Annotated in this window: 19 protein-coding genes; 10 read left to right on the forward strand and 9 right to left on the reverse strand. The window is 57.6% G+C overall.

The genetic code is table 11. The features are described 5' to 3' along the window. Window positions 1-18: 18 nt before the first annotated feature. Complete coding sequence (gene argS / locus AC2FLD_RS09740) at window positions 19-1,764, reverse strand: arginine--tRNA ligase (protein WP_496668969.1); 1,746 nt, start codon at window positions 1,762-1,764, stop codon at window positions 19-21. 131 nt (window positions 1,765-1,895) lie between these two features. Between argS and AC2FLD_RS09745 the strand changes: the two genes are divergently transcribed. Continuing rightward, window positions 1,896-2,447: a putative pterin-binding protein gene (locus AC2FLD_RS09745; protein ID WP_496668971.1), complete on the forward strand. Its 552-nt coding sequence runs from the start codon at window positions 1,896-1,898 to the stop codon at window positions 2,445-2,447. Here the strand turns inward: AC2FLD_RS09745 and AC2FLD_RS09750 are convergent, their stop codons facing one another. Then, window positions 2,448-3,587 carry a deoxyguanosinetriphosphate triphosphohydrolase gene (locus AC2FLD_RS09750; RefSeq protein WP_496668973.1) on the reverse strand — a complete coding sequence of 380 codons (1,140 nt, stop codon included), beginning with the start codon at window positions 3,585-3,587 and terminating at the stop codon, window positions 2,448-2,450. Window positions 3,588-3,663: 76 nt separating this feature from the next. Between AC2FLD_RS09750 and AC2FLD_RS09755 the strand changes: the two genes are divergently transcribed. Next, the gene (locus AC2FLD_RS09755; protein ID WP_496668975.1) at window positions 3,664-3,987 is read left to right on the forward strand and encodes a HesB/IscA family protein; all 324 of its coding nucleotides are present in this window, start codon (window positions 3,664-3,666) and stop codon (window positions 3,985-3,987) included. A gap of 280 nt (window positions 3,988-4,267) precedes the next feature. Then, window positions 4,268-5,047, forward strand: a complete 780-nt coding sequence (gene xth, locus AC2FLD_RS09760) for an exodeoxyribonuclease III (RefSeq protein ID WP_496668977.1) — start codon at window positions 4,268-4,270, stop codon at window positions 5,045-5,047. A gap of 4 nt (window positions 5,048-5,051) precedes the next feature. Here xth and AC2FLD_RS09765 read toward each other — a convergent pair whose 3' ends face one another. Further along, on the reverse strand, window positions 5,052-6,203 hold the full coding sequence (locus AC2FLD_RS09765; RefSeq protein WP_496668978.1) for an FAD-dependent monooxygenase: 1,152 nt from the start codon (window positions 6,201-6,203) through the stop codon (window positions 5,052-5,054). Window positions 6,204-6,275: 72 nt separating this feature from the next. Then, on the reverse strand, window positions 6,276-6,698 hold the full coding sequence (gene dksA / locus AC2FLD_RS09770) for an RNA polymerase-binding protein DksA (protein ID WP_050602554.1): 423 nt from the start codon (window positions 6,696-6,698) through the stop codon (window positions 6,276-6,278). A gap of 381 nt (window positions 6,699-7,079) precedes the next feature. Between dksA and AC2FLD_RS09775 the strand changes: the two genes are divergently transcribed. From AC2FLD_RS09775 to AC2FLD_RS09805, 7 genes are all read left to right on the forward strand, one after another. Continuing rightward, window positions 7,080-7,925 carry an AAA family ATPase gene (locus AC2FLD_RS09775; protein WP_496668980.1) on the forward strand — a complete coding sequence of 282 codons (846 nt, stop codon included), beginning with the start codon at window positions 7,080-7,082 and terminating at the stop codon, window positions 7,923-7,925. A gap of 101 nt (window positions 7,926-8,026) precedes the next feature. Next, window positions 8,027-8,476, forward strand: coding sequence for a GNAT family N-acetyltransferase (locus AC2FLD_RS09780; RefSeq protein ID WP_496668981.1), 450 nt, complete (start codon window positions 8,027-8,029; stop codon window positions 8,474-8,476). After that, window positions 8,473-9,840: a DUF2927 domain-containing protein gene (locus tag AC2FLD_RS09785; RefSeq protein WP_496668983.1), complete on the forward strand. Its 1,368-nt coding sequence runs from the start codon at window positions 8,473-8,475 to the stop codon at window positions 9,838-9,840. The genes AC2FLD_RS09780 and AC2FLD_RS09785 overlap by 4 nt, the downstream gene beginning before the upstream one ends. Before the next feature lie 7 nt (window positions 9,841-9,847). After that, a complete protein-coding gene (locus AC2FLD_RS09790) occupies window positions 9,848-10,018 on the forward strand; it encodes a hypothetical protein (RefSeq protein ID WP_172677845.1) in 171 nt (56 codons plus the stop codon). 4 nt (window positions 10,019-10,022) lie between these two features. Continuing rightward, window positions 10,023-11,207, forward strand: a complete 1,185-nt coding sequence (locus tag AC2FLD_RS09795; protein ID WP_496668985.1) for a vWA domain-containing protein — start codon at window positions 10,023-10,025, stop codon at window positions 11,205-11,207. Between the two features lie 675 nt (window positions 11,208-11,882). Then, window positions 11,883-13,154: a hypothetical protein gene (locus AC2FLD_RS09800; RefSeq protein WP_496668987.1), complete on the forward strand. Its 1,272-nt coding sequence runs from the start codon at window positions 11,883-11,885 to the stop codon at window positions 13,152-13,154. 90 nt (window positions 13,155-13,244) lie between these two features. Further along, complete coding sequence (locus AC2FLD_RS09805) at window positions 13,245-13,931, forward strand: M48 family metallopeptidase (RefSeq protein ID WP_496668989.1); 687 nt, start codon at window positions 13,245-13,247, stop codon at window positions 13,929-13,931. Between the two features lie 70 nt (window positions 13,932-14,001). Here the strand turns inward: AC2FLD_RS09805 and AC2FLD_RS09810 are convergent, their stop codons facing one another. The 5 genes from AC2FLD_RS09810 to AC2FLD_RS09830 are packed head-to-tail and all read right to left on the reverse strand — an operon-like array spanning window position 14,002 to window position 19,266. After that, window positions 14,002-14,544: an RSP_2648 family PIN domain-containing protein gene (locus AC2FLD_RS09810; protein WP_496668991.1), complete on the reverse strand. Its 543-nt coding sequence runs from the start codon at window positions 14,542-14,544 to the stop codon at window positions 14,002-14,004. After that, window positions 14,541-15,743 (reverse strand): RSP_2647 family RNA methyltransferase, encoded by a 1,203-nt coding sequence (locus tag AC2FLD_RS09815; RefSeq protein WP_496668993.1) that lies wholly within the window; start codon window positions 15,741-15,743, stop codon window positions 14,541-14,543. Before AC2FLD_RS09815 ends, AC2FLD_RS09810 begins: the two co-directional genes overlap by 4 nt. 38 nt (window positions 15,744-15,781) lie before the next feature. Further along, window positions 15,782-16,054, reverse strand: a complete 273-nt coding sequence (locus AC2FLD_RS09820; RefSeq protein ID WP_050602186.1) for a hypothetical protein — start codon at window positions 16,052-16,054, stop codon at window positions 15,782-15,784. Next, entirely contained in the window at window positions 16,038-18,833 is a 2,796-nt protein-coding gene (locus AC2FLD_RS09825) for a [protein-PII] uridylyltransferase family protein (RefSeq protein ID WP_496668994.1), read from the reverse strand. Before AC2FLD_RS09825 ends, AC2FLD_RS09820 begins: the two co-directional genes overlap by 17 nt. 49 nt (window positions 18,834-18,882) lie before the next feature. Continuing rightward, window positions 18,883-19,266 carry a DUF4440 domain-containing protein gene (locus AC2FLD_RS09830; RefSeq protein WP_496668995.1) on the reverse strand — a complete coding sequence of 128 codons (384 nt, stop codon included), beginning with the start codon at window positions 19,264-19,266 and terminating at the stop codon, window positions 18,883-18,885. Between the last annotated feature and the right edge of the window lie 228 nt (window positions 19,267-19,494).

The following is a 19,494-nucleotide window of genomic DNA, read 5'->3' on the forward strand; positions in this document are numbered from 1 at the left end:
CGGTTCGGGCGATATTTGTTACCGCATCTCCTGCGCCGGGGTAACGCCAAGAATACCCAAGCCCGCTGAAATCACAACAGAAACGGCCCGGGCCAGTGCGATTTTTGACTGGCTTGTGGCAACATCGCCATCCTGAATGAAACGCAACTGGGTTTCTTCATTGCCCTTGTTCCACAGCGCGTGGAAATCCCCTGCAAGTTCATACAGATAGAAGGCAACACGGTGCGGCTCGTTGGTGCGCGCGGCGATTTCCACCAGACGTGGCCATTCGGCCAGTTTCTTGGCGACGGTCAGTTCCGAAGCGTGATCGTTCTTGCGTAAATCGGCCCCGGCAAGCGCTGCGTCATCAGCCGCAATTCCAGCCTCAGCGGCGCGGCGCAGAACGCTCATGACGCGGGCATGGGCATATTGCACATAGAATACGGGGTTCTCGCGACTCTGTTCCAGCACCTTGTCGAAATCGAAGTCCAACGGCGCGTCGTTCTTGCGGGTCAGCATGACAAACCGGGTCACGTCCGGACCAACCTGATCGACCACATCACGCAGAGTGACAAAGTTCCCTGCCCGCTTGGACATCTTGAATGGCTCACCATTCTTCCACAGTTTCACCAGCTGGGTCAGCTTGATATCCAGCGGCACTTTGCCATCGGACAGAGCCGAAACAGCCGCTTTCATCCGCTTGACGTAACCGCCATGATCCGCCCCAAACACGTCGATCAACGCGTCAAAGCCACGGCTTACCTTATCATAGTGATACGCGATATCGGGGGCGAAATAGGTCCAGCTGCCATCCGATTTCTTGACCGGACGGTCCACGTCATCGCCATGCTCGGTCGATTTGAACAAGGTTTGCTCGCGCGGCTCCCAATCCTCGGGCTTCTTGCCCTTGGGCGGTTCCAGCACGCCCTCATAGATCAGGCCCTTGTCGGTCAGCGATTTCAACGCCGCCTCGATCCGACCTGTGCCATACAGTGATTTCTCTGAGAAAAACACATCCATCTCGACACCCAGCGCCTTCAGGTCAGCGCGGATCAAATCCATCATCGCTTCGGTCGAAAACTCGCGCAGCTCTTCCAGCCATTCGCTTTCCGGCTTATCGATCAGGCTGTCGCCATATTTTTCTTTCAGCGCCTCACCGATCGGGATCAGATAGTCGCCCGGGTACAGACCCTCGGCAATCTCGGGGCTTAGCCCGTTGGCCTCGCGATACCGCTCATACGCGGAGCGCGCCAACACATCCACCTGCGCGCCGCCATCGTTGATATAGTATTCGCGGGTCACATCGTGACCCGAATAGGCCAGCAAACTGGCCAAAGCGTCCCCGAACACCGCGCCCCGTGTATGGCCCACATGCAGTGGACCAGTCGGGTTGGCTGAAACATATTCGACGTTGACCTTTTGCCCCTGCCCCATGGTCGATCGTCCATAGTTGGCGCCCTTATGCAGCACCGCAGCCAGCACGCCCTGCCAGACGGACGGCGCGAGACGCAGGTTCAGAAAGCCCGGCCCGGCAACCTCGGCGCCGGTGATCCGGTCATCGGCTGCCAGTTTCCCAGCCAGCACATCGGCAATATCACGCGGCTTCAACTTGGCCGGTTTCGCCAAAACCATCGCGGCGTTGGTCGCCATGTCACCATGCGCTGAATCTCGCGGAGGTTCGACCGCCACGTTGTCAAAGCTCAGCCCTTCCGGCAGAGCGCCCTCGGACTGCATCTGTGCCAGCGCGTCCAATACAAGGCCGCGGATCTCGGAAAACAGGTTCATTTCGGATGTCCTTTTGCTTGCCCGGCGGTTTACCACGCAACACGGCAAGGTCAATGGACGCCTAATGTTTAAGCTTGGTTTCGAGGTGTAGCACGCTAATCTCAGCCTGAATTCAACACTCGGAGACCCGCATGCGCTGCACCTTGCCTCTTGCCCTGCTTTTGACGATCGCCCTGCCCGCTCTGGCTGAAATGCCTCAACCACAGGGCCACGTGCTGCTGACGCTTGGCGGCGCTGTCAGCGAAACCAACTTGCCTGCGCGAGGCGAGAACGACGGCGGTTTGCTGGGCTATCTGGAGGTCACACATGACGGCGCAGCCGGATTTGATGCGGCCATGCTGGATGCGCTGGAGCAATTTGAGATCAAAATTCCCTACGGCGCCCCGGGCAATCAACGAGACTATGCGTTCTCAGGTCCTCTCCTGTCCGAGGTCATGATCATGGCCGGAGCCGAAGGGAAAAAGGCCCTGCCCATGGCACTGGATGGATATCAGGCCGAAATCGAGTGGGACAGCATCGCAACAAACAAACCAATCGTTGCCACGCACGCCGATGACGCCCCGTTGGGGATCGGCGGGTACGGCCCCACGATGATCGTGTTCCCGCCCACCGATGATGCCGACCAATCCGCAAAACAGGCAGGTCAGCAAGTCTGGGCCATTGCCTATATCGCTGTTGAGTGATCAGCCGGTCAGCCGCTCATGATCCTGCAGGGCAAAGCGGTCGGTCATACCTGCGATATAGTCCGATACAATACGTGCCAATGCCGTCTCGTCTCTGGCTGCTTCAATGTCATCGTGCCAGCGTGCCGGCATTTGCCTGGGGTCGTTGAGATAGATCGGAAATAGGTCCTCCACTATCTTTGCGACCTCCGCCCGAACTTTCATCACGCTGGGCGCACGATACATCCGGGTAAACAGAAACGCCCGGATTTCGCGAAGCTGCACACAAACCCCATCAGAGAACTGAATAACAGGATGACCCAGATGGCGGATGTCCTCGACCGACTGCGCCCCCGAGCTCTCGATCAAGTCACGGGACGTGTTGATGACGTCTGACACCATCACACCGAACACCCGCCGTAACGCCTCGTGACGCCTGCGATAGTCATCCAGCGCTGGGTATTTCGAATCTACCTCAGCATAACAAGCCCCAACGATTGGCAGGTCTCGCAAATCATCATCTGCGAACAACCCTGCGCGCAGACCGTCCAGAAGATCGTGGTTGTTGTAGGCAATATCGTCAGACAGCGCTGCAACCTGCGCTTCCGCGCTGGCATGGGTGTGCAATTCCAGATCGAAACCCTGATTGCACTCGGCCAGCGCCCAGGGCAGATCACCTTTGACCGGACCATTGTGCTTTGCGATACCCTCCAGACATTCCCAGGTCAGGTTACAACCATCAAATTCCGCGTAGTGGCGCTCTAACTTTGTGACGATCCGAATGGCCTGTGCGTTGTGATCAAAACCGCCAAAGGGCTCCATCAACGCATGCAAAGCGTCCTCACCGGTGTGGCCAAAAGGCGTATGTCCCAGGTCATGAGCCAGCGCCACGGCTTCCGTCAACTCCGGGTTCAGGCCCAACGCCCCGGCAATGGTTCGCGCCACCTGAGCCACTTCTATGGAATGGGTCAAACGGGTGCGATAGCTGTCGCCTTCATGCTCGACAAACACTTGCGTCTTGTGCTTGAGCCGCCGAAAGGCGCTGGCATGAATGATCCTGTCCCGGTCACGCTGAAAACATGACCGGAAACTGCTCTCCTCCTCAGGTACCAGCCGCCCTCTTGCGCGCGCCGGATCCGAGGCAAAACTCGCTCTGACCAAAGGTCTAGTCCTTGTCGCCTGTCCTTGGGTTCCATATATTGTAGGATGCTGAGGAAATAAACCTTTGGAGAGCGGCATGAATCTGCCCCCGACAGTCACTGAACGCGCTTTTGAACGTCTGGCCGAGATCGGCGCCGCAGACCAGGGTCAAGCCCTGCGTGTTGCAGTGGAAGGCGGCGGTTGCTCAGGCTTTCAATACGAAATCGCGCTGGACGCCCCAAAAGAGGATGACCTGGTCCTTGAGGGCAAAGGTCAGAAAGTCATCGTTGATGCGATCTCGCTGCCTTTTCTGGAAAACGCAGTTATCGACTTCACTCAAGAACTGATTGGCGCGCGATTTGTGATCGACAACCCCAACGCCACCTCTTCCTGCGGTTGCGGCACGTCCTTTTCGATGTGAGCGCGATGGGGGCCTTGCCCCCACACCCCCAGGATATTTTCAGCCAGATGAAGCAGGGATCCGCTCTCTGATCCAACGACCAGAGAGCTTCACCTGGCGCGGCCATCGGAGTCCCCGCCTGTACCGCCACTTCAATTTGAGAAAAATTGGTTAAAGATCCGTTTCTTCATCTGGCTTAAAATATCCCGGAGCGCGAGGCAGAGCCTCGCATACTCGCTCTCCGACTTGCCGTTGGGCTCGTTCTGAGCGATAGGTGCGACAGTGCTTCGGAGGATTGCGCATGAAAATCGCCACGTTCAATATCAACGGAATCAAAGCGCGGGCCGAAGCCCTTCCGCGGTGGCTAGACGACGCACAACCTGATGTCGTTCTCTTGCAAGAGATCAAATCCATCGACGAGAACTTCCCCCGCGAAATGTTTGAAGAGCGTGGGTATAACGTGGAAACCCACGGGCAAAAGAGTTTCAATGGCGTAGCAATCCTGTCGAAACTGCCTTTGGAAGACGTCTCGCGCGGCCTGCCGGGGGATAATCAAGATGAACAAGCGCGCTGGATCGAAGCGACCGTCATCGGCAAAAAGGCGCTTCGAATCTGCGGTTTGTACCTGCCCAATGGCAACCCGGTACCCGGCCCGAAATACGACTATAAACTGGACTGGATGGAACGGCTGTATCAGCGCGCGCGTGATCTTCTGGACAGTGAAGAACCGGCCCTGATGGCGGGCGACTACAATATCATTCCGCAGGCCGAAGATGCCAAACGTCCTGAAGCCTGGCGGGAGGACGCCCTGTTCCGGCCCGAAAGCCGCGCGGCGTTTTGCAAGATTCTGAACCTTGGGTTTACTGAAGCGTTCCGGGCCACAACCCAAGGCCATGGGCACTATTCATTCTGGGATTATCAGGCGGGTGCATGGAACCGGAATGACGGCATTCGGATCGACCATTTCCTGCTGACACCACAGGCTGCGGACTTGATGCGTGATTGCCGGATCGATTTTGAGATTCGGGGGCACGAAAAGCCCTCGGACCATGTGCCGGTTTGGGTTGATCTGGACCTGTAATTCCTTACCCGGTCGGATCGTAGCTGTAGATCCAATCGTATCGCTGCGCCAACCTTGGACCAAGCGCCATCAAAGCAGCTTGAGCCGCCAGACGCATTGGGCCGCTCAGGTGAAAGTTCCGCGCGTTTGATCCTGCGGTCGCGACGACTTTTTGCGCGCGTGGTTTCCGGACGCTCTCATAAGCGGCCAACGCCTTCACGACACCCGACTGCGCCTCGAAGGCGCGGGCAAGGCACCACGCATCCTCCAACGCCAAACAGGCCCCTTGCGCCATGAACGGCAACGTAGGATGTGCTGCATCCCCTAGCAGGGCGAGGCGGCCGTTTTGCCATTTCTCGGCAACCGGGCGCAGGAACAAAGCCCAAATGTTGACCTGCTCGACCTGCGCGAGAATATCACCCACCTCACCACCGAAATCGGCAAAGCGCGTGCGCAAGTCCTCTGGGTGTCCCTCCAGCCGCCATCCTTCCTCGCGCCAGTCCGACCGTTCTTCGATCGCCACGACATTCATCAGGCTCTGATCGCGCAGAGGATACGTCACCACGTGACGCCCAGGCCCCATGGTCAGTGCGGCACGCGGCGTCTGGTCGGGATGGCCCCACGGGATCGTGGCACGCCATGCAACTTGATGGGTGAAGGCGGGAGTTTCAGGCCCGTTGAGGATCGGCCGGATCACGCTGCGCCCGCCATCTGCTGCAATAGCACATTCGGCGCGCAGCCTTTCGCCGCTTTCCAGAACAATCTCGGCCTCTCCGGGGTGTTTCCGCACTTCAGTCACGCGAGACCCAAGGCATATCTCTACCCCGGCGCGCACCGCGGCTTTGTGCAGTAAGTCAAGCAGGTCGGCGCGATGGTAGTAAGAGGTCGGTCCTGCAGCGGGACTGGGTACGCGACTGATGACCCGTCCTTTGCGATAGTCGCGCAGCACAGTACCAAATGATTTCTGCCCAAAGGCAGGTTTATCATCCGCAACCCCAAGGGCCCGCAGCACAGACATGCCGTTGGCGCTGATTTGCAGGCCCGCTCCGACTTCGGTCAGTTCGCTGGCTTGTTCGAGCACTGTGACCTGTGCGCCCCTGACACGCAACGCAAGCGCGGCCGCCAGACCACCGATGCCGCCGCCAATGACACAGAATTTCAGACCCTGGATATTCATGCCCCCGCCTTAACGCAAAAACGCCGGGACCACAGGCCCCGGCGCTTATGTTTTTTACCCTGAGCCCGGCGATCAATCGTCGCGGTGGACCTTTTCCCGGCGCTCGTGACGTTCCTGTGCCTCAAGCGTCATGGTGGCAATCGGACGCGCATCCAGACGTTTCAGCGAAATCGGGTCACCAGTCTTTTCGCAGTATCCGTATTCGCCTTCTTCGATACGGCGCAGGGCCGAGTCGATCTTGGCGACCAGTTTGCGCTGACGATCCCGGGTACGCAGTTCAAGCGCGCGGTCTGTTTCTTCGCTGGCGCGGTCTGCGACGTCCGGAATGTTACGAGTGTTGTCCTGCAGCCCTTCGATCGTGTCGCGGCTGCCTGCCAATAGCTCTGTCTTCCAATCCAGCAGCTTGCGGCGAAAATACTCAAGCTGACGATCATTCATGAAAGGTTCATCTTCGGCCGGACGGTAATCTTCCGGCAGAAAAACTTCCTGCTTCATATTTGCTCCCTCGGTATGGCCAGAAACGTCGGTCGCGGCTGTTTCACCTGACATTTGGCTCTCCCTTCTGCGCAGCGTTTAGCCGACGGGCGGTGGAATGTCACTACACAAACGTTGCGTCCACATGTGCCCGCGTGGATTTGTCTAACTATGAGACAAACATCAACAAAACCTTGTTTTTCTGTGAAATTCAGCAGGCATTTTTAGGGCGAACCGCACGATGCCAAGCTTTGGCAGCGCGCGAATCAAGCAAAAGGGGTTGGAGATGCAGAAAAAATCCTGTTGACCGACGCAGGGACGCGGGTTGTCAAAATCCTTGCCTCTCTGTAACCCGGAAAACACAGTTCACCCATCCATGCCATAAAACCACACGAGAGGCTCATGACCGCACGTTTTCAAGGCACTGCCGAATATGTCGCCACGGACGATCTGACCATTGCCGTGAACGCTGCCGTCACACTCGAACGCCCTCTGCTGGTCAAGGGCGAACCCGGCACCGGCAAGACCGAATTGGCCAAACAGGTGGCCGGGGCGTTGGGGTTGCGGATGATCGAGTGGAACGTGAAATCCACCACACGTGCGCAACAGGGCCTGTATGAATACGATGCGGTCAGCCGACTGCGCGACAGCCAGTTGGGTGAAGAGCGTGTGCATGACGTGTCGAATTATATCCGCAAGGGTAAGCTTTGGCAGGCGTTCGAGGCCGATGAAAAGGTCGTTCTGCTGATCGACGAAATCGACAAGGCTGATATCGAGTTTCCCAACGACCTTTTGCAAGAACTCGACAAGATGGAGTTCCATGTCTACGAGACCGCCGAAACGATCCGGGCCAAGAACCGTCCCATCGTCATCATCACGTCGAATAATGAAAAGGAACTGCCCGATGCGTTTCTGCGCCGGTGTTTCTTTCACTACATCCGCTTCCCCGACGAGGCCACGATGCGCCGCATCGTAGAGGTGCATCACCCGGGCATAAAAGACGCACTTCTGACTACTGCGCTGACCCAGTTCTATGAAATCCGCGAGACGCAGGGGTTGAAGAAAAAGCCATCGACCTCAGAGGTTCTGGACTGGCTGAAACTGCTGCTGGCCGAAGATCTGAGCGCCGAAGACCTCAAGCGCGACGGGGCCAGCGCCCTGCCCAAATTGCACGGGGCATTGCTAAAAAATGAGCAGGATGTGCATTTGTTCGAACGTCTGGCCTTTATGGCGCGTGGCAAACGATAGCCAACACCCTTACAATCGGTGATCTTGGGTTGCGTTGCAGCACCCCGAATGCCAGCATCGCGACAGTAACAAGTTCAAACCCACAGAATTGGATACACCGCTTGGCGAATGCACTGAAAATCCGCCCACTTCGCGCCGAGGACAAAGACCAGTGGGCTGATATGTGGCGGGACTATCTGGCATTTTACGAAACCACCCTGCCTCCTGAAATGTACGAGACAACATTCTCCAGACTTTTGGATGAAGACCCTCAGGACTTCTCGTGTTTTGTCGCGGAACAGGATGGCGCTCTGGTCGGGCTGACGCATTACCTGTTTCATCGACATGCATGGAAGGTGGAAAAGGTGTGCTATCTGCAAGACCTGTTCGCCAGACCCGAAACCCGTGGAAAGGGGGTTGGACGTGCGCTGATCCAGGCGGTTTATGACGAGGCCGACCGGCAAGGTGCCCCGTCGGTCTACTGGCTGACGCAAGAGTTCAACCACACCGCGCGGCAGCTGTATGATCGCATCGGAACGCTCTCACCGTTCATCAAGTACGTCCGCTCATGATGCGTTGGTCCGCTTTGGTGCTGGCACTGTTTGTGACGGGCTGCACATCGGTTCAAACAATCGAACTGTCCGAAAAAGTGACCTCGGTCGAAGTGGCGCTTCCTCCAACCAAGTCGTTCGGCTCTCCTCGTCCATGGCCACCCGCGCGGTCCAACAAGAACATCGCCGCTGACTTTGTGTCGTTGCATTTCGCGTTGGAAAGCGGGGCCGCCCTGCCCGTGTTCACCCGGTTTGAAACGCCGGTCACGGTGCGGCTGACCGGGTCGCCGACCGCCAGTATGCAGCAGGACCTGACGCGCCTGCTGAACCGTCTGAAACGCGAAGCCGGGATCAATATCCGGCAGATCCGTGAGGGTCAGGCCAATATCACGATCGAGGCGGTCAGTCAGGAAGACATCCTGCGCATTCTGCCCAATGCGGCCTGTTTCGTGGTCCCAAATGCCTCAAGCCTGGACGAGTATCGCCGTGACCGCCGGAAAGCCAAAAGCAGTTGGACCGAGCTACGCCAACGTGAACGGCTTGGCATTTTCATTCCTTATGATGTCAGCCCACAGGAAATACGCGATTGTCTGCATGAAGAGCTGGCTCAGGCGCTGGGGCCGCTGAATGACCTCTATCATCTGCCGGATTCAGTGTTCAACGACGACAACATTCACACCGTTCTGACCGGGTTTGACATGCTGATCCTGCGCGCCGCCTATGCGCCTGAGCTGCGAACGGGAATGAGCCGGGAACAGGTCGAGGCCGTGATCCCCGGAGTGCTGAGCCGCCTGAACCCGCGCGGGGACAGATTGGCTGTGCAACCCGCGACCGAAACGCCTCGCGAATGGGTCGAAGCCATTCAGAAATCGGTGGGCCCCGGGCCAGGATCGCCCCGGCAAATGAGGGCTGCCAGAAAAGCGGCCCGCATTGGCCAACAATTGGGGTGGACGGATCACCGCCGTGCCTACCCGCACTACCTTATGGGGCGGATGGAGCAATTCCGCGACCCGAACGAAGCACTGAGACAGTTCCAGATCGCGCAGCAATTTCTGAAGGCAACGCCTGGAACCGAGGTCCACAGGGCCTATGTCACCACTCAGACCACTGCCTTTGCGCTGGCTCAAGATCAGGGACCCCGCGCTTTACCCGAACTGAACGACGCCATCGACGTGATGACCCGCGCCGAGAACGCCTCGATCCTGGCCACGTTGCTGCTGTTGAAATCCGAGGCGCTGAAACAGGCCGGACAGGTTCAACAGGCCCGTTCGGTCAGGCTGGACAGTCTGGGTTGGGCGCGATACGGCTTTGGCTCGGATCTGGTGGCCCGGTCTTTGGTTGAAAGCGCGGGTCAGCGGGCCTCGGGCAGCACGACAGACGGATGAAACACACATGGTGGTAGTTCTGGGAATGGCGATACTGGGAGCAATCCTGGGCGCTTTGACCGCGAAGAAACGCAACGGCAACGGGGCCGATATGGCGCAATATGCAGCCGGTTACGGGATCGCGTTTGCGCTGATCGGTCTGGTGATCTCGCTGGTTCTGGTCCGTTTGGTGGGCTAACGCGATGTTTCTGCCCTTTTTCGAAAACCTTCGCAAAGCTGGTATTCCCGTTTCCTTACGCGAATACCTGACCTTTCTGGAGGGCATGAAAAAAGGCCTCGCCACTTATGATGTCGAAGCGTTCTATTACCTCGCCCGCGTGTCGATGGTGAAGGACGAACGCAACATCGACAAGTTCGACCGCGCTTTTGCAGCCAGTTTCGATGGGCTGAACGAGATCAGTTTCGATCAGGTTCTGGAAGCCGTGGATATCCCTGCCGAATGGCTGGCCAAGATGGCCGAAAAACACCTGTCGGACGAGGAAAGGGCCGAGATCGAAGCGCTTGGCGGTTTTGACAAGTTGATGGAAACCCTGCGCGAGCGGCTGAAAGATCAACAGGGTCGCCATCAGGGCGGCAACAAGTGGATCGGCACGGCCGGGACCTCTCCGTTTGGCGCCTATGGCTATAACCCCGAAGGTGTCCGCATTGGCCAAAAGGAAAGCCGCCATCAGCGCGCCGTCAAAGTCTGGGATAAACGGGAATTCAAGAACTTAGACGACACAGTTGAACTGGGCACCCGCAACATCAAGGTCGCTCTGAAACGTTTACGCCGCTGGGCCCGTGAAGGTGCGGCTGAAGAGTTGGATCTGGACGGCACCATCCAGGCCACGGCTGAGCACGGCTATCTCGACGTCAAGACCCGCCCCGAGCGTCACAACGCGGTCAAGGTTCTGTTGTTTCTGGATGTCGGCGGCTCGATGGATCCGCATATCAAAGTGGTCGAGGAGCTTTTCTCGGCCGCCCGCACCGAGTTCAAGCATCTGGAATACTACTATTTCCACAATTGTCTTTATGAAGGCGTATGGCGCGACAACCAACGTCGCTGGGATCAGCAGACGCCTACCCACGAAGTGCTGCGCACCTATGGCGGTGATTACAAGTGCATCTTTGTCGGCGACGCCTCGATGAGTCCCTACGAAATCGCCTATCCCGGTGGTGCCAATGAACATTGGAACCAGGAAGCCGGTCAGGTTTGGTTAGAGCGCGCGCGTGAGCAATGGGCGTCAAATCTTTGGATCAACCCGGTGCCCGAGAAATATTGGGAATACACCCATTCCGTTAACATGATCCGAGAGATTTTCGAGGATCGTATGGTGCCGATGACGCTGGCCGGCTTGGAACGAGGCATGAGGGAACTTACCCGCTAGCCAAAGTAAGGCCCCAAGTGCCGCCTTATTGTTTCATGATTCCAAACAGACCTCAAATACAATCCTTCCCAAGCGCATATTGCTTACGATCACAGTGTAAGAGACTCCTAAGGGCTCGTCGATTTTCAGTTTCGTGGTAAGGTGCAAGCGGGTCGAAGCTTGGGGGCAGACATGACCAACCACAAATTAAGAAATCTTCTTGCGTCCGTGGCAACCGCCACATCATTGATTGTTACGTTCGGGGCGGCCGCGACGTTTGCACTTGCGCCGGATACTGCCATTGCAAAGAACGGCAAGGGGAATGGGAATTCTGGGAAAGCCGACAATGGGGGCGGATCTAAAGGAAAAGGAAACTCGTCAAGGGGGTCGCAGGCCGACGGCGGTGGTAAAGGAAACTCCGGAAAAGCCGACAAAGGAAACGGAAACTCCTCAAAAGGATCCCGTGCAAATAGTGCCGGCAAAAACAAACCCAAAGGCAAGGCCTCAGTTTCGGGGAAAGGTGCTGGCGCGAAAAAGCAACACGCCGCCAAGACAAAAAAGTCTAAATCTAACGTTGGTGGAAACCAAAAAGCTCGGCGAGTCTCGCTTGGCGAATTTGGGCGAGAATTCAAGAAGGATGTCCAGCAACTGTTTGGGAAGCAGCCTAAAAAGAAGTCGAACGGCAAGTCCGCAAATTTGAAACGCGCATACCAGACCGTTTCGGTCAAACCGATCGAACGTTCTTTACGTCCTGTTGTCCGGTATGATGTTACTCCTAACTTGGATGGCCGCAAGAAACACCGCTATCATGACCCGCTGGTTGCTGCGATCACCGATCCTTACGGGTCGGACAAGCTGCGCAATCTGAATGCATCGAAAGCGGCGGCTCCTGCCTTCCAGAACGCTGCGGCCAACAGCAATGTTGGGAAAATCGCCACTTATCAGGCTGCTGCCGCGGAATACTACGATTTGCGCGGGCAGTTGTATGACACGCGACGCGATTTGCGGGATCTGAACGAAAGTTATGATGGGCAAAGCAGCGACCAGATTGCCGATGACATTGCAGCGCTTGATCCGAATGATCCGGATTACGACAGCAAACGTGAAGCTCTGGAATCCGAATTGCGGGACGCTGAAGCATATGAGGAAACACGCGACGGATTGCGCGCCGATCTGAAAGACTTTCGGCATCAGACAAATGATGCCCTGCAAGAGGCTGAAGATGCGTTCTTTGACGCCTCCAAAGGGCGTAGTCTGACCAAAGATACCTTGGGAGATTTCCATGACAATCTTGGGCTTCCGCAACCCAAGAACCGTTACAAAGACGATGTAACGGTGCAACCGGTGCCTCACGATCCAAGCTATCACCAGTATTCTCAGACCCATAACTACAATGCGAAAGAAACCGAGTATCAACTTCGCTTTGGCACGCCTCATGACGTTAAAAAACACCGCTATCATGACCCGCTGGTTGCTGCGATCACCAATCCTTATGGCTCGGGCAAGCTGCGCAATCTGAATGCGTCGAAAGCGGCGGCCCCGGCCTTCCAGAACGCTGCGGCCAACAGCAATGTTGGGAAAATCGCCACTTATCAGGCTGCTGCCGCGGAATATTACGACTTGCGCGGGCAGTTGTATGACACGCGACGCGATTTGCGAGATCTGAACGAAAGTTACGACGGGCGAAGCAGCGACCAGATTGCCGATGACATCGCTGCGCTTGATCCCGGAGACTCGGACTACAACGAGAAACTCGATGCGTTGGATAACGAACTGCGGGACGCGCAGACCTTTGAGGAGGCTCAGGACGCTCTGCGCGCTGGTTTGAGAGATTTGAGGACGGATAGCCTAGTCGCGCAAAAAGAGGCTGAACACGCGTTTTTTGAAGCCTCCAAGGGGTCCACACTGACAATCGGAACTCTGGCTGACCTACATGAAAACCTGAAGCTTCCAGCACTAGGGAAGTAAGTATATTCCCGGCAGTACAAAACGTTATTGAAGCGTCTGACAGCGCCATTGTGCCTTGCCGAACTCGCGACGAAGAACCATATCTGGGCTATGATCAAACTCACTCCGATCCTTCTGGCCTTACTATACGGCCTGGCTATGTACCGGATTTCCGTCTGGCGCACCCATCGAGAACTGGACGCGAAATCAACGGAACTGGCCGACCCAGCGCTGAAACGCATGACGGACCGTCTGGCCGCCGCCCTGGGTATCGATCGGGTGCCGGTTTATATCTATGAGATCGACCCGGTGAACGGGCTGGCCGCTCCGGACGGGCGCATTTTCATTACGCGCGGGTTTTATCGGAAGTTTCGCAATGGCGAGGTATCGGCCGAGGAAATGGCCAGTGTCATCGCGCATGAGCTCGGGCATGTGGCCCTTGGACATGCGCGGCGGCGGATGATTGATTTTTCCGGTCAGAATGCGATGCGGACAGCATTGATATTGGTACTGAACCGGTTCATCCCGTTCATCGGCGCGATGATTGCCAACGCGTTGACCGCCCTTTTGGCCTCACGCCTGTCACGTGGAGATGAATATGAGGCGGATGAATATGCTGCCGCATTGCTGACCAAGGCCGGTATCGGCATAGGACCGCAGAAATCACTGTTTCAAAAGTTGGAGAACCTGACCCAGCAGCGCGCCGGTGTCGTTCCGGCGTGGTTGATGAGTCACCCCAAGACGGACGAGCGGATTGCAGCGTTGGAAGTTCTTGAGCAGCGTTGGGACCGTGGATGAGGGTGTGCAGCGAGAGGCCAGCCTCTCGCGCTCTCCGGGATATTTTTAGCCAGATGAAGGTGGACCCCGTTTAGCTGCTGAGGGCTTTGCCAAGGCGTGGCAGGCGGGCTTTCTTCATTAGTGCGCGCAGGGTCCATTTGTCGCCCGAGAGACGGTTGGCCTCGGCAAGGATCTGAATGCCGAGCGCGTTCAAGCCTTCCGGGTCCGACTGCCAGAACCCATGCAGCAGAGTGTCGGGATCGCGACGCTCAAGCCCCTCTTCGGACAGGATATTTCGCGGGAAGTCCTTGGCGTTCACTGTGACAATCATATCGGCAGAGGCCGCAACTGCCGTCGCCAGTACATGTATGTCAGCGGCATCCGGCAGCCAAAGTCGGTTTTGCAGACCTTCATTCGATGCGTGCCCGGCATTTGGCCAGTTAGCTTGTGTCAGCGCGATTTCAGCACGCGCTTGTGCCTCACCGGTGGGGCCCAGTTTTCGGGCCGCCCGGGCCCATTCTTCGAGGATGCGTGCGGACCAGATCGGGGTAAAGTGACCAAGACGTGCTGCACCCAACAGCATCTCGCGCATCACCGTGGGGTAGATGACGCAGGTGTCGAGCACGGCTTTCATAGTCGGTAGAACACCGCTTTGAGATAGCCGCTTTCGGCAAGTTGCGGCAATTGCGGGTGATCCGGCCCTGCAAACCCGGTATGGATCAGTTGCGCCTGCCGTCCGGCGCGACCGATCCCACGGGAGGATGCATCGCGAAAACGGCCCAGATCAGCGGCATGCGAGCATGAGCACAACCCCAGATAACCACCGGGTTTGATCAGAGCTGCGGCCAGTCGGGCGATCCGTTCATAAGCACGCAGACCCGCATCCAGCGCCTGTCTCGAAGGCGCAAAAGCGGGCGGGTCGCAGATCACCACATCAAACTGCGCACCCTCTTCCCCCAGTTGGGTCAGCACGTCAAACGCATCGCCCTGCCGGGTTTGAAACTTGTCGGAAAAACCTGAAGCTTCGGCCCCACTTGTAGCCAGTGCCAGTGCGGCGGCGGAACCATCGACGGACAGCGCTTGTTCTGCACCGCCTGCAAGCATGGCAAGACCAAAGCCGCCCACATGGCTGAAAACGTCCAGCACCTGCGCGCCTGGTTGTACAAGCCGCGCAGCGAAGGCATGGTTGGGGCGCTGATCATAGAACAGGCCGGTTTTTTGCCCACCGGTCAGATCGGCCATATAGGTCGCGCCATTCATCGGCACCGGTAGCGGTGCATCAGGTGCAGTGCCGTGCAGAGTTTGATTGGTGTCGTCCAGCCCTTCCAACCCGCGTGTGCGACCCGAGGCGTTCTTCAGCACAGTGGTCACGCCTGTGACTTTGAGCAAAGCAGTGGTTAGCAGGTCCAGATGCGCTTCGGCCCAGGCCGCGTTCGGCTGGATGACGCAGGCATCGCCAAAGCGATCGATGATCACGCCAGGAAAGCCGTCCGCTTCGGCATGGATCAGGCGATAATATGGGGTGTCAAATAGACTTTCGCGCATCTCAAGGGCGCGTTGCAGGCGGGTTTGGAACCACACGGCGTCAAGCTGCGCGTCAATATCACGGTCCAGCACCCGGCACATGATCTTGGACTCGGGGTTGACCGCCACCAGCGCGATGGGCGCGCGTTTGTCATCCTCAAGCACGGCCAAAGCGCCCGCCGGGATCTTGCGCGTGCGGCGGTCGGTGACGATGTCATTGGCATAGACCCAGGGGAAACCATGACGCAGGCCGCGCGCATTGGCTTTGGGTTTCAGGCGGATACGGGGGCGGTCGGCAGATTGGGTCATGGCGCCCTCATAGTCGGGAACGCGCCGGTGGAAAAGCCCTAGCGGTTACGAGATCTCCATCCACCCCGGCGTTTGGGGGCCTGAGCCGCCTGAAGGCCCTCGCTCAGCACCTGAGTCATAGGATGATCTGGGTTCTGATCTACGTAGCCCGCGTGCAATTCTGCCAGCGCCGTATTCTGATCGCGATCGGCGGGCAGGCTGAGCGCCCAGTCCAGAAAGATGCTGCGGCATTCCGGCAAGGTGATGCCTTCGATGCGATAGGCTTCGCGGATCAAGCCCTTGTGGTCGTTGGGATCAGTGCTGCGCGCCATCTTCGCCCCCTTTAATTACGCCACCGATCAGATCGGCTGCGGTCTCATAGCTCTCTTGCAATGCCGCCTGTAGGGCCTCGACCTGTTCGAACCCGGTCGCCCGGCACAAAAAGGCCGCACCGCCCTCGCCGATCTTATCGGCTTCGATGACCTTGCCAGAAAGCAGCCGCGCCGCGCATTGCACAGACCAGCATAAGTTATAGCAATCTTTCAAAGATTGCGCCTGCGCGACATCCAGCAACCCGGTAGCGACGGCCCCATCCAAACCGGACGATACATCGCGCTGTTGAGACCCGGCCAACAAGGCGCCAGTTTCCGCCATCAGCTCGATATCCATCAAACGGCCGGGACCGTTCTTGGCATCCCAGATGCCCGCAGGCGCCTTGGCGGCGGCCAGACGCGCACGCATCTCGGCCACTTCGCGAAGGACTTTATCCTGATCCCTTGGGCGTGACAGGAATTCGGTCCGGAAGGTTTCAATGTCCTCAGCCAACCCCGCGTCCCCCGCAACGACATGCGCACGGGTCAGGGCCAGGTGCTCCCACACCCAGGCTTCATTTTGCTGATAGTTGGTAAAGCTGGCCCAGCTTGTTGCCACCGGCCCCTGGTTGCCTGAGGGACGCAATCGCATATCGACCTCATACAAGCGCCCTTGGGACATGGGGGCCGAGAGTGCAGTGATCAGCGCCTGCGTAAACCGGGCGTAATAAGTCCGCGTCGCCAGTGGGCGCGGGCCATCCGACATCTCTTGGTCCAGGGGGTCATAGATCACGATCATGTCCAAATCGGATTGCGAGTTGATGCGCCCTGCCCCAAGCGACCCCATACCCAGAATGGCGGCTCCTCGCCCTGGCGCGGGACCATGTTTGCGGGCGAAGTTGTCCGTGACATGAGGGAGTATGGCAGCGATCACCGACTGCGCAAGCTCTGCATATTGCTGACCGGCCTGTGCCCCATCGATCAGGCCCCGCAGATGATGCACGCCGATGCGAAAATGCCATTCCTTGCACCAGCGCCGCGCCAGATCAAGCTGGGATTCATAGTCCGTTTCTTCCGACAGAGCCTGTACCAGTTCGATCTGCAGCGCCTCTTGCCCTGGCCAATCGGTAAAGAAACTGCCCCCAATCACCGCATCAAACACAGACGCGTTGCGCGACAGATGCGAGGCAAGCGCATGGGATGTGCCAACAATATCGACCAAAAGGTCAATCAGATGCGGGTTTGCTTCGAACAGTGAAAACAGCTGCACCCCGGCGGGCAGACCGGCCAGAAACCCGTCCAAGGCCATAAGCGCCTCGTCCGGTTTGGCCGTTTTGGCAAGGCGTGATAGCAATTCGGGCCGCAGGCGTTCGAAAATCCGAGCGCCGCGCTGGCTTCGCAAGGCCGGATACGTCGTCCAACGGGCCAGTATGTTTTTGTCGAACTCCACGTCCTGAACCAGCGCGGGGGCTGGTGAGTGGCCCGGAGCGAAGAACCCCTCGGTCAACTCATGCACCTCAGTCAGGCGGCGGGTTAGGTCTTGTGTCAACTCGGCGCTGCTGATCCCCATCAGGCAAGCGACCCGGTCTATCCCATCCGGCGAATTTGGCACTTTATGGGTCTGAGCGTCGTGAATCATCTGAATGCGGTGTTCGACCTCGCGGTGCGCCCGGTAATGATCGGTCAGTTTTTCGGCCACGTCCTGCGGCACCCAGCCCTTCGAGGCCAGTGCAGCCAGCCCCGGAACAGTCCCCCTCACCCGCAAGTCCGCGTCGCGGCCGCCCGCGATCAGTTGACGGGTCTGGGTAAAGAACTCGATCTCTCGGATACCGCCCTGCCCCAGCTTCATGTCGTGGCCGGGAATCGACAAAGACCCACCTGTTCCTTTGTTTTCCCGGATACGCAGACGCATATCGTGGGCGTCCTGAATGGCGGCAAAGTCCAGATGGCGGCGCCATACAAAGGGGCGCAGGCTGTCCAGAAATCGTTGACCCGCGGCCAGATCCCCAGCACAGGGCCGCGCCTTGATGTAAGCCGCGCGCTCCCAGGTACGGCCAAGGCTTTCATAGTACCGTTCAGCCGCCTCCATCGCCATGCAAACCGGTGTCACGGCGGGATCGGGGCGCAGCCTCAGATCGGTTCGAAACACATACCCATCAGCCGTCTTGTCGCTGAGCGTTGCGCAGAAATTCCGCGTTGCCCGAACCATACCCTGCCGGGCCTCATAAAAGTCATCTGGGTCAAATCGCGTCTCGTCAAACAGAACGATCAGATCTATGTCCGAGCTGTAGTTCAGCTCATGCGCGCCCATCTTGCCCATCGCCAGGATGACCAAACCGGCTGCAGTTTCGACATCATCCTCGGTCATCCCGGGCAGCTTTTTGCGCCGGATCAATGCTGCAATCTCGGCCTTGGCTGCAATATCCGCTGCCAGAGCTCCGAAATCGGTCAGTGCCGCCGTGACCTTCTCCAAAGACCAAGCACCTGCAATATCGGCCAATGCCGTGAGCAGAGCCATTCGCCGCTTGGCTTGCCGCAAGCCGGGCTTCAACTGGTCTGGCGGCAGGTCGCGTGCAGCGGTCATGACCTCCGCCAGCGCTTGATCCGGTTGCATCAGGGCCTCAGGCAGCCAATCCTTCTCCCGCTCGATCAGACCTTTCAGATAAGGGCTGGACCCGGCGGTTCCCGCAACCAAATCCCCTAACCCCTTAGTCAATCCTGGGATCAAAGCCCGTGCCTCGTCGCCTAAAGACGGATCAAAAGCACGTGGAAGTCGGGTAATAGCAAGAGCGTCAGTCATGCCCGCAAACTGCGCATTGCCGTGTGTGATCGTCAATGGGGCATTCTGATCAGATCTCCTGAAGAGGTGTGTCCTGACTGAAGCTGTTGACCCAGACATCGTTTCTTCTTTCCCAGAGCGAGGAAATCAGCATTGTGTCACGCCGTGTTGCACCCGGTCGCAGATATTCTGCCCGATAGGACAACAGCACAATGTCAGGCGTCAAAACGCGCAACCGCGCATCGCTCAGGTCAAACTCCGCCATCGTCGGCGCGTCCGCAAATTGACCGACATGATCGTCTCGATTGGCAAACCCGGTGGGATAAACCCCCAAAAAATCCGCACTCAGCAAAGCCCGGTCCGCGTTTGCATTTCCTTCCACCAGCGCCATCCATACCTGTTTTTCCAGATCCAGGATATCATTCAGCGCAGGCGCCGTTTTGTTTTCAGTCATATTCATTGTTGTGTGACACTTGTTATTGCAGGAAACTGGAAGAAGCCGGAAGGGCGTTGTAAAAAAGGGCTCATCGCCAAGCACCTCCCTAAAAGTTGCTTGAACCATAGTGGCTTTCAAAAACCGTTAAAATGGGCGTCTGCGCTTCGGTTCTAAAAATTGTGACACCAAATACTGCAATCCCTCTTGAGTGCCGCAATACCTTATTAAACAAGCCGTATGAGGCGC

The organism is Ruegeria sp. CDSA021, assembly GCF_059612325.1.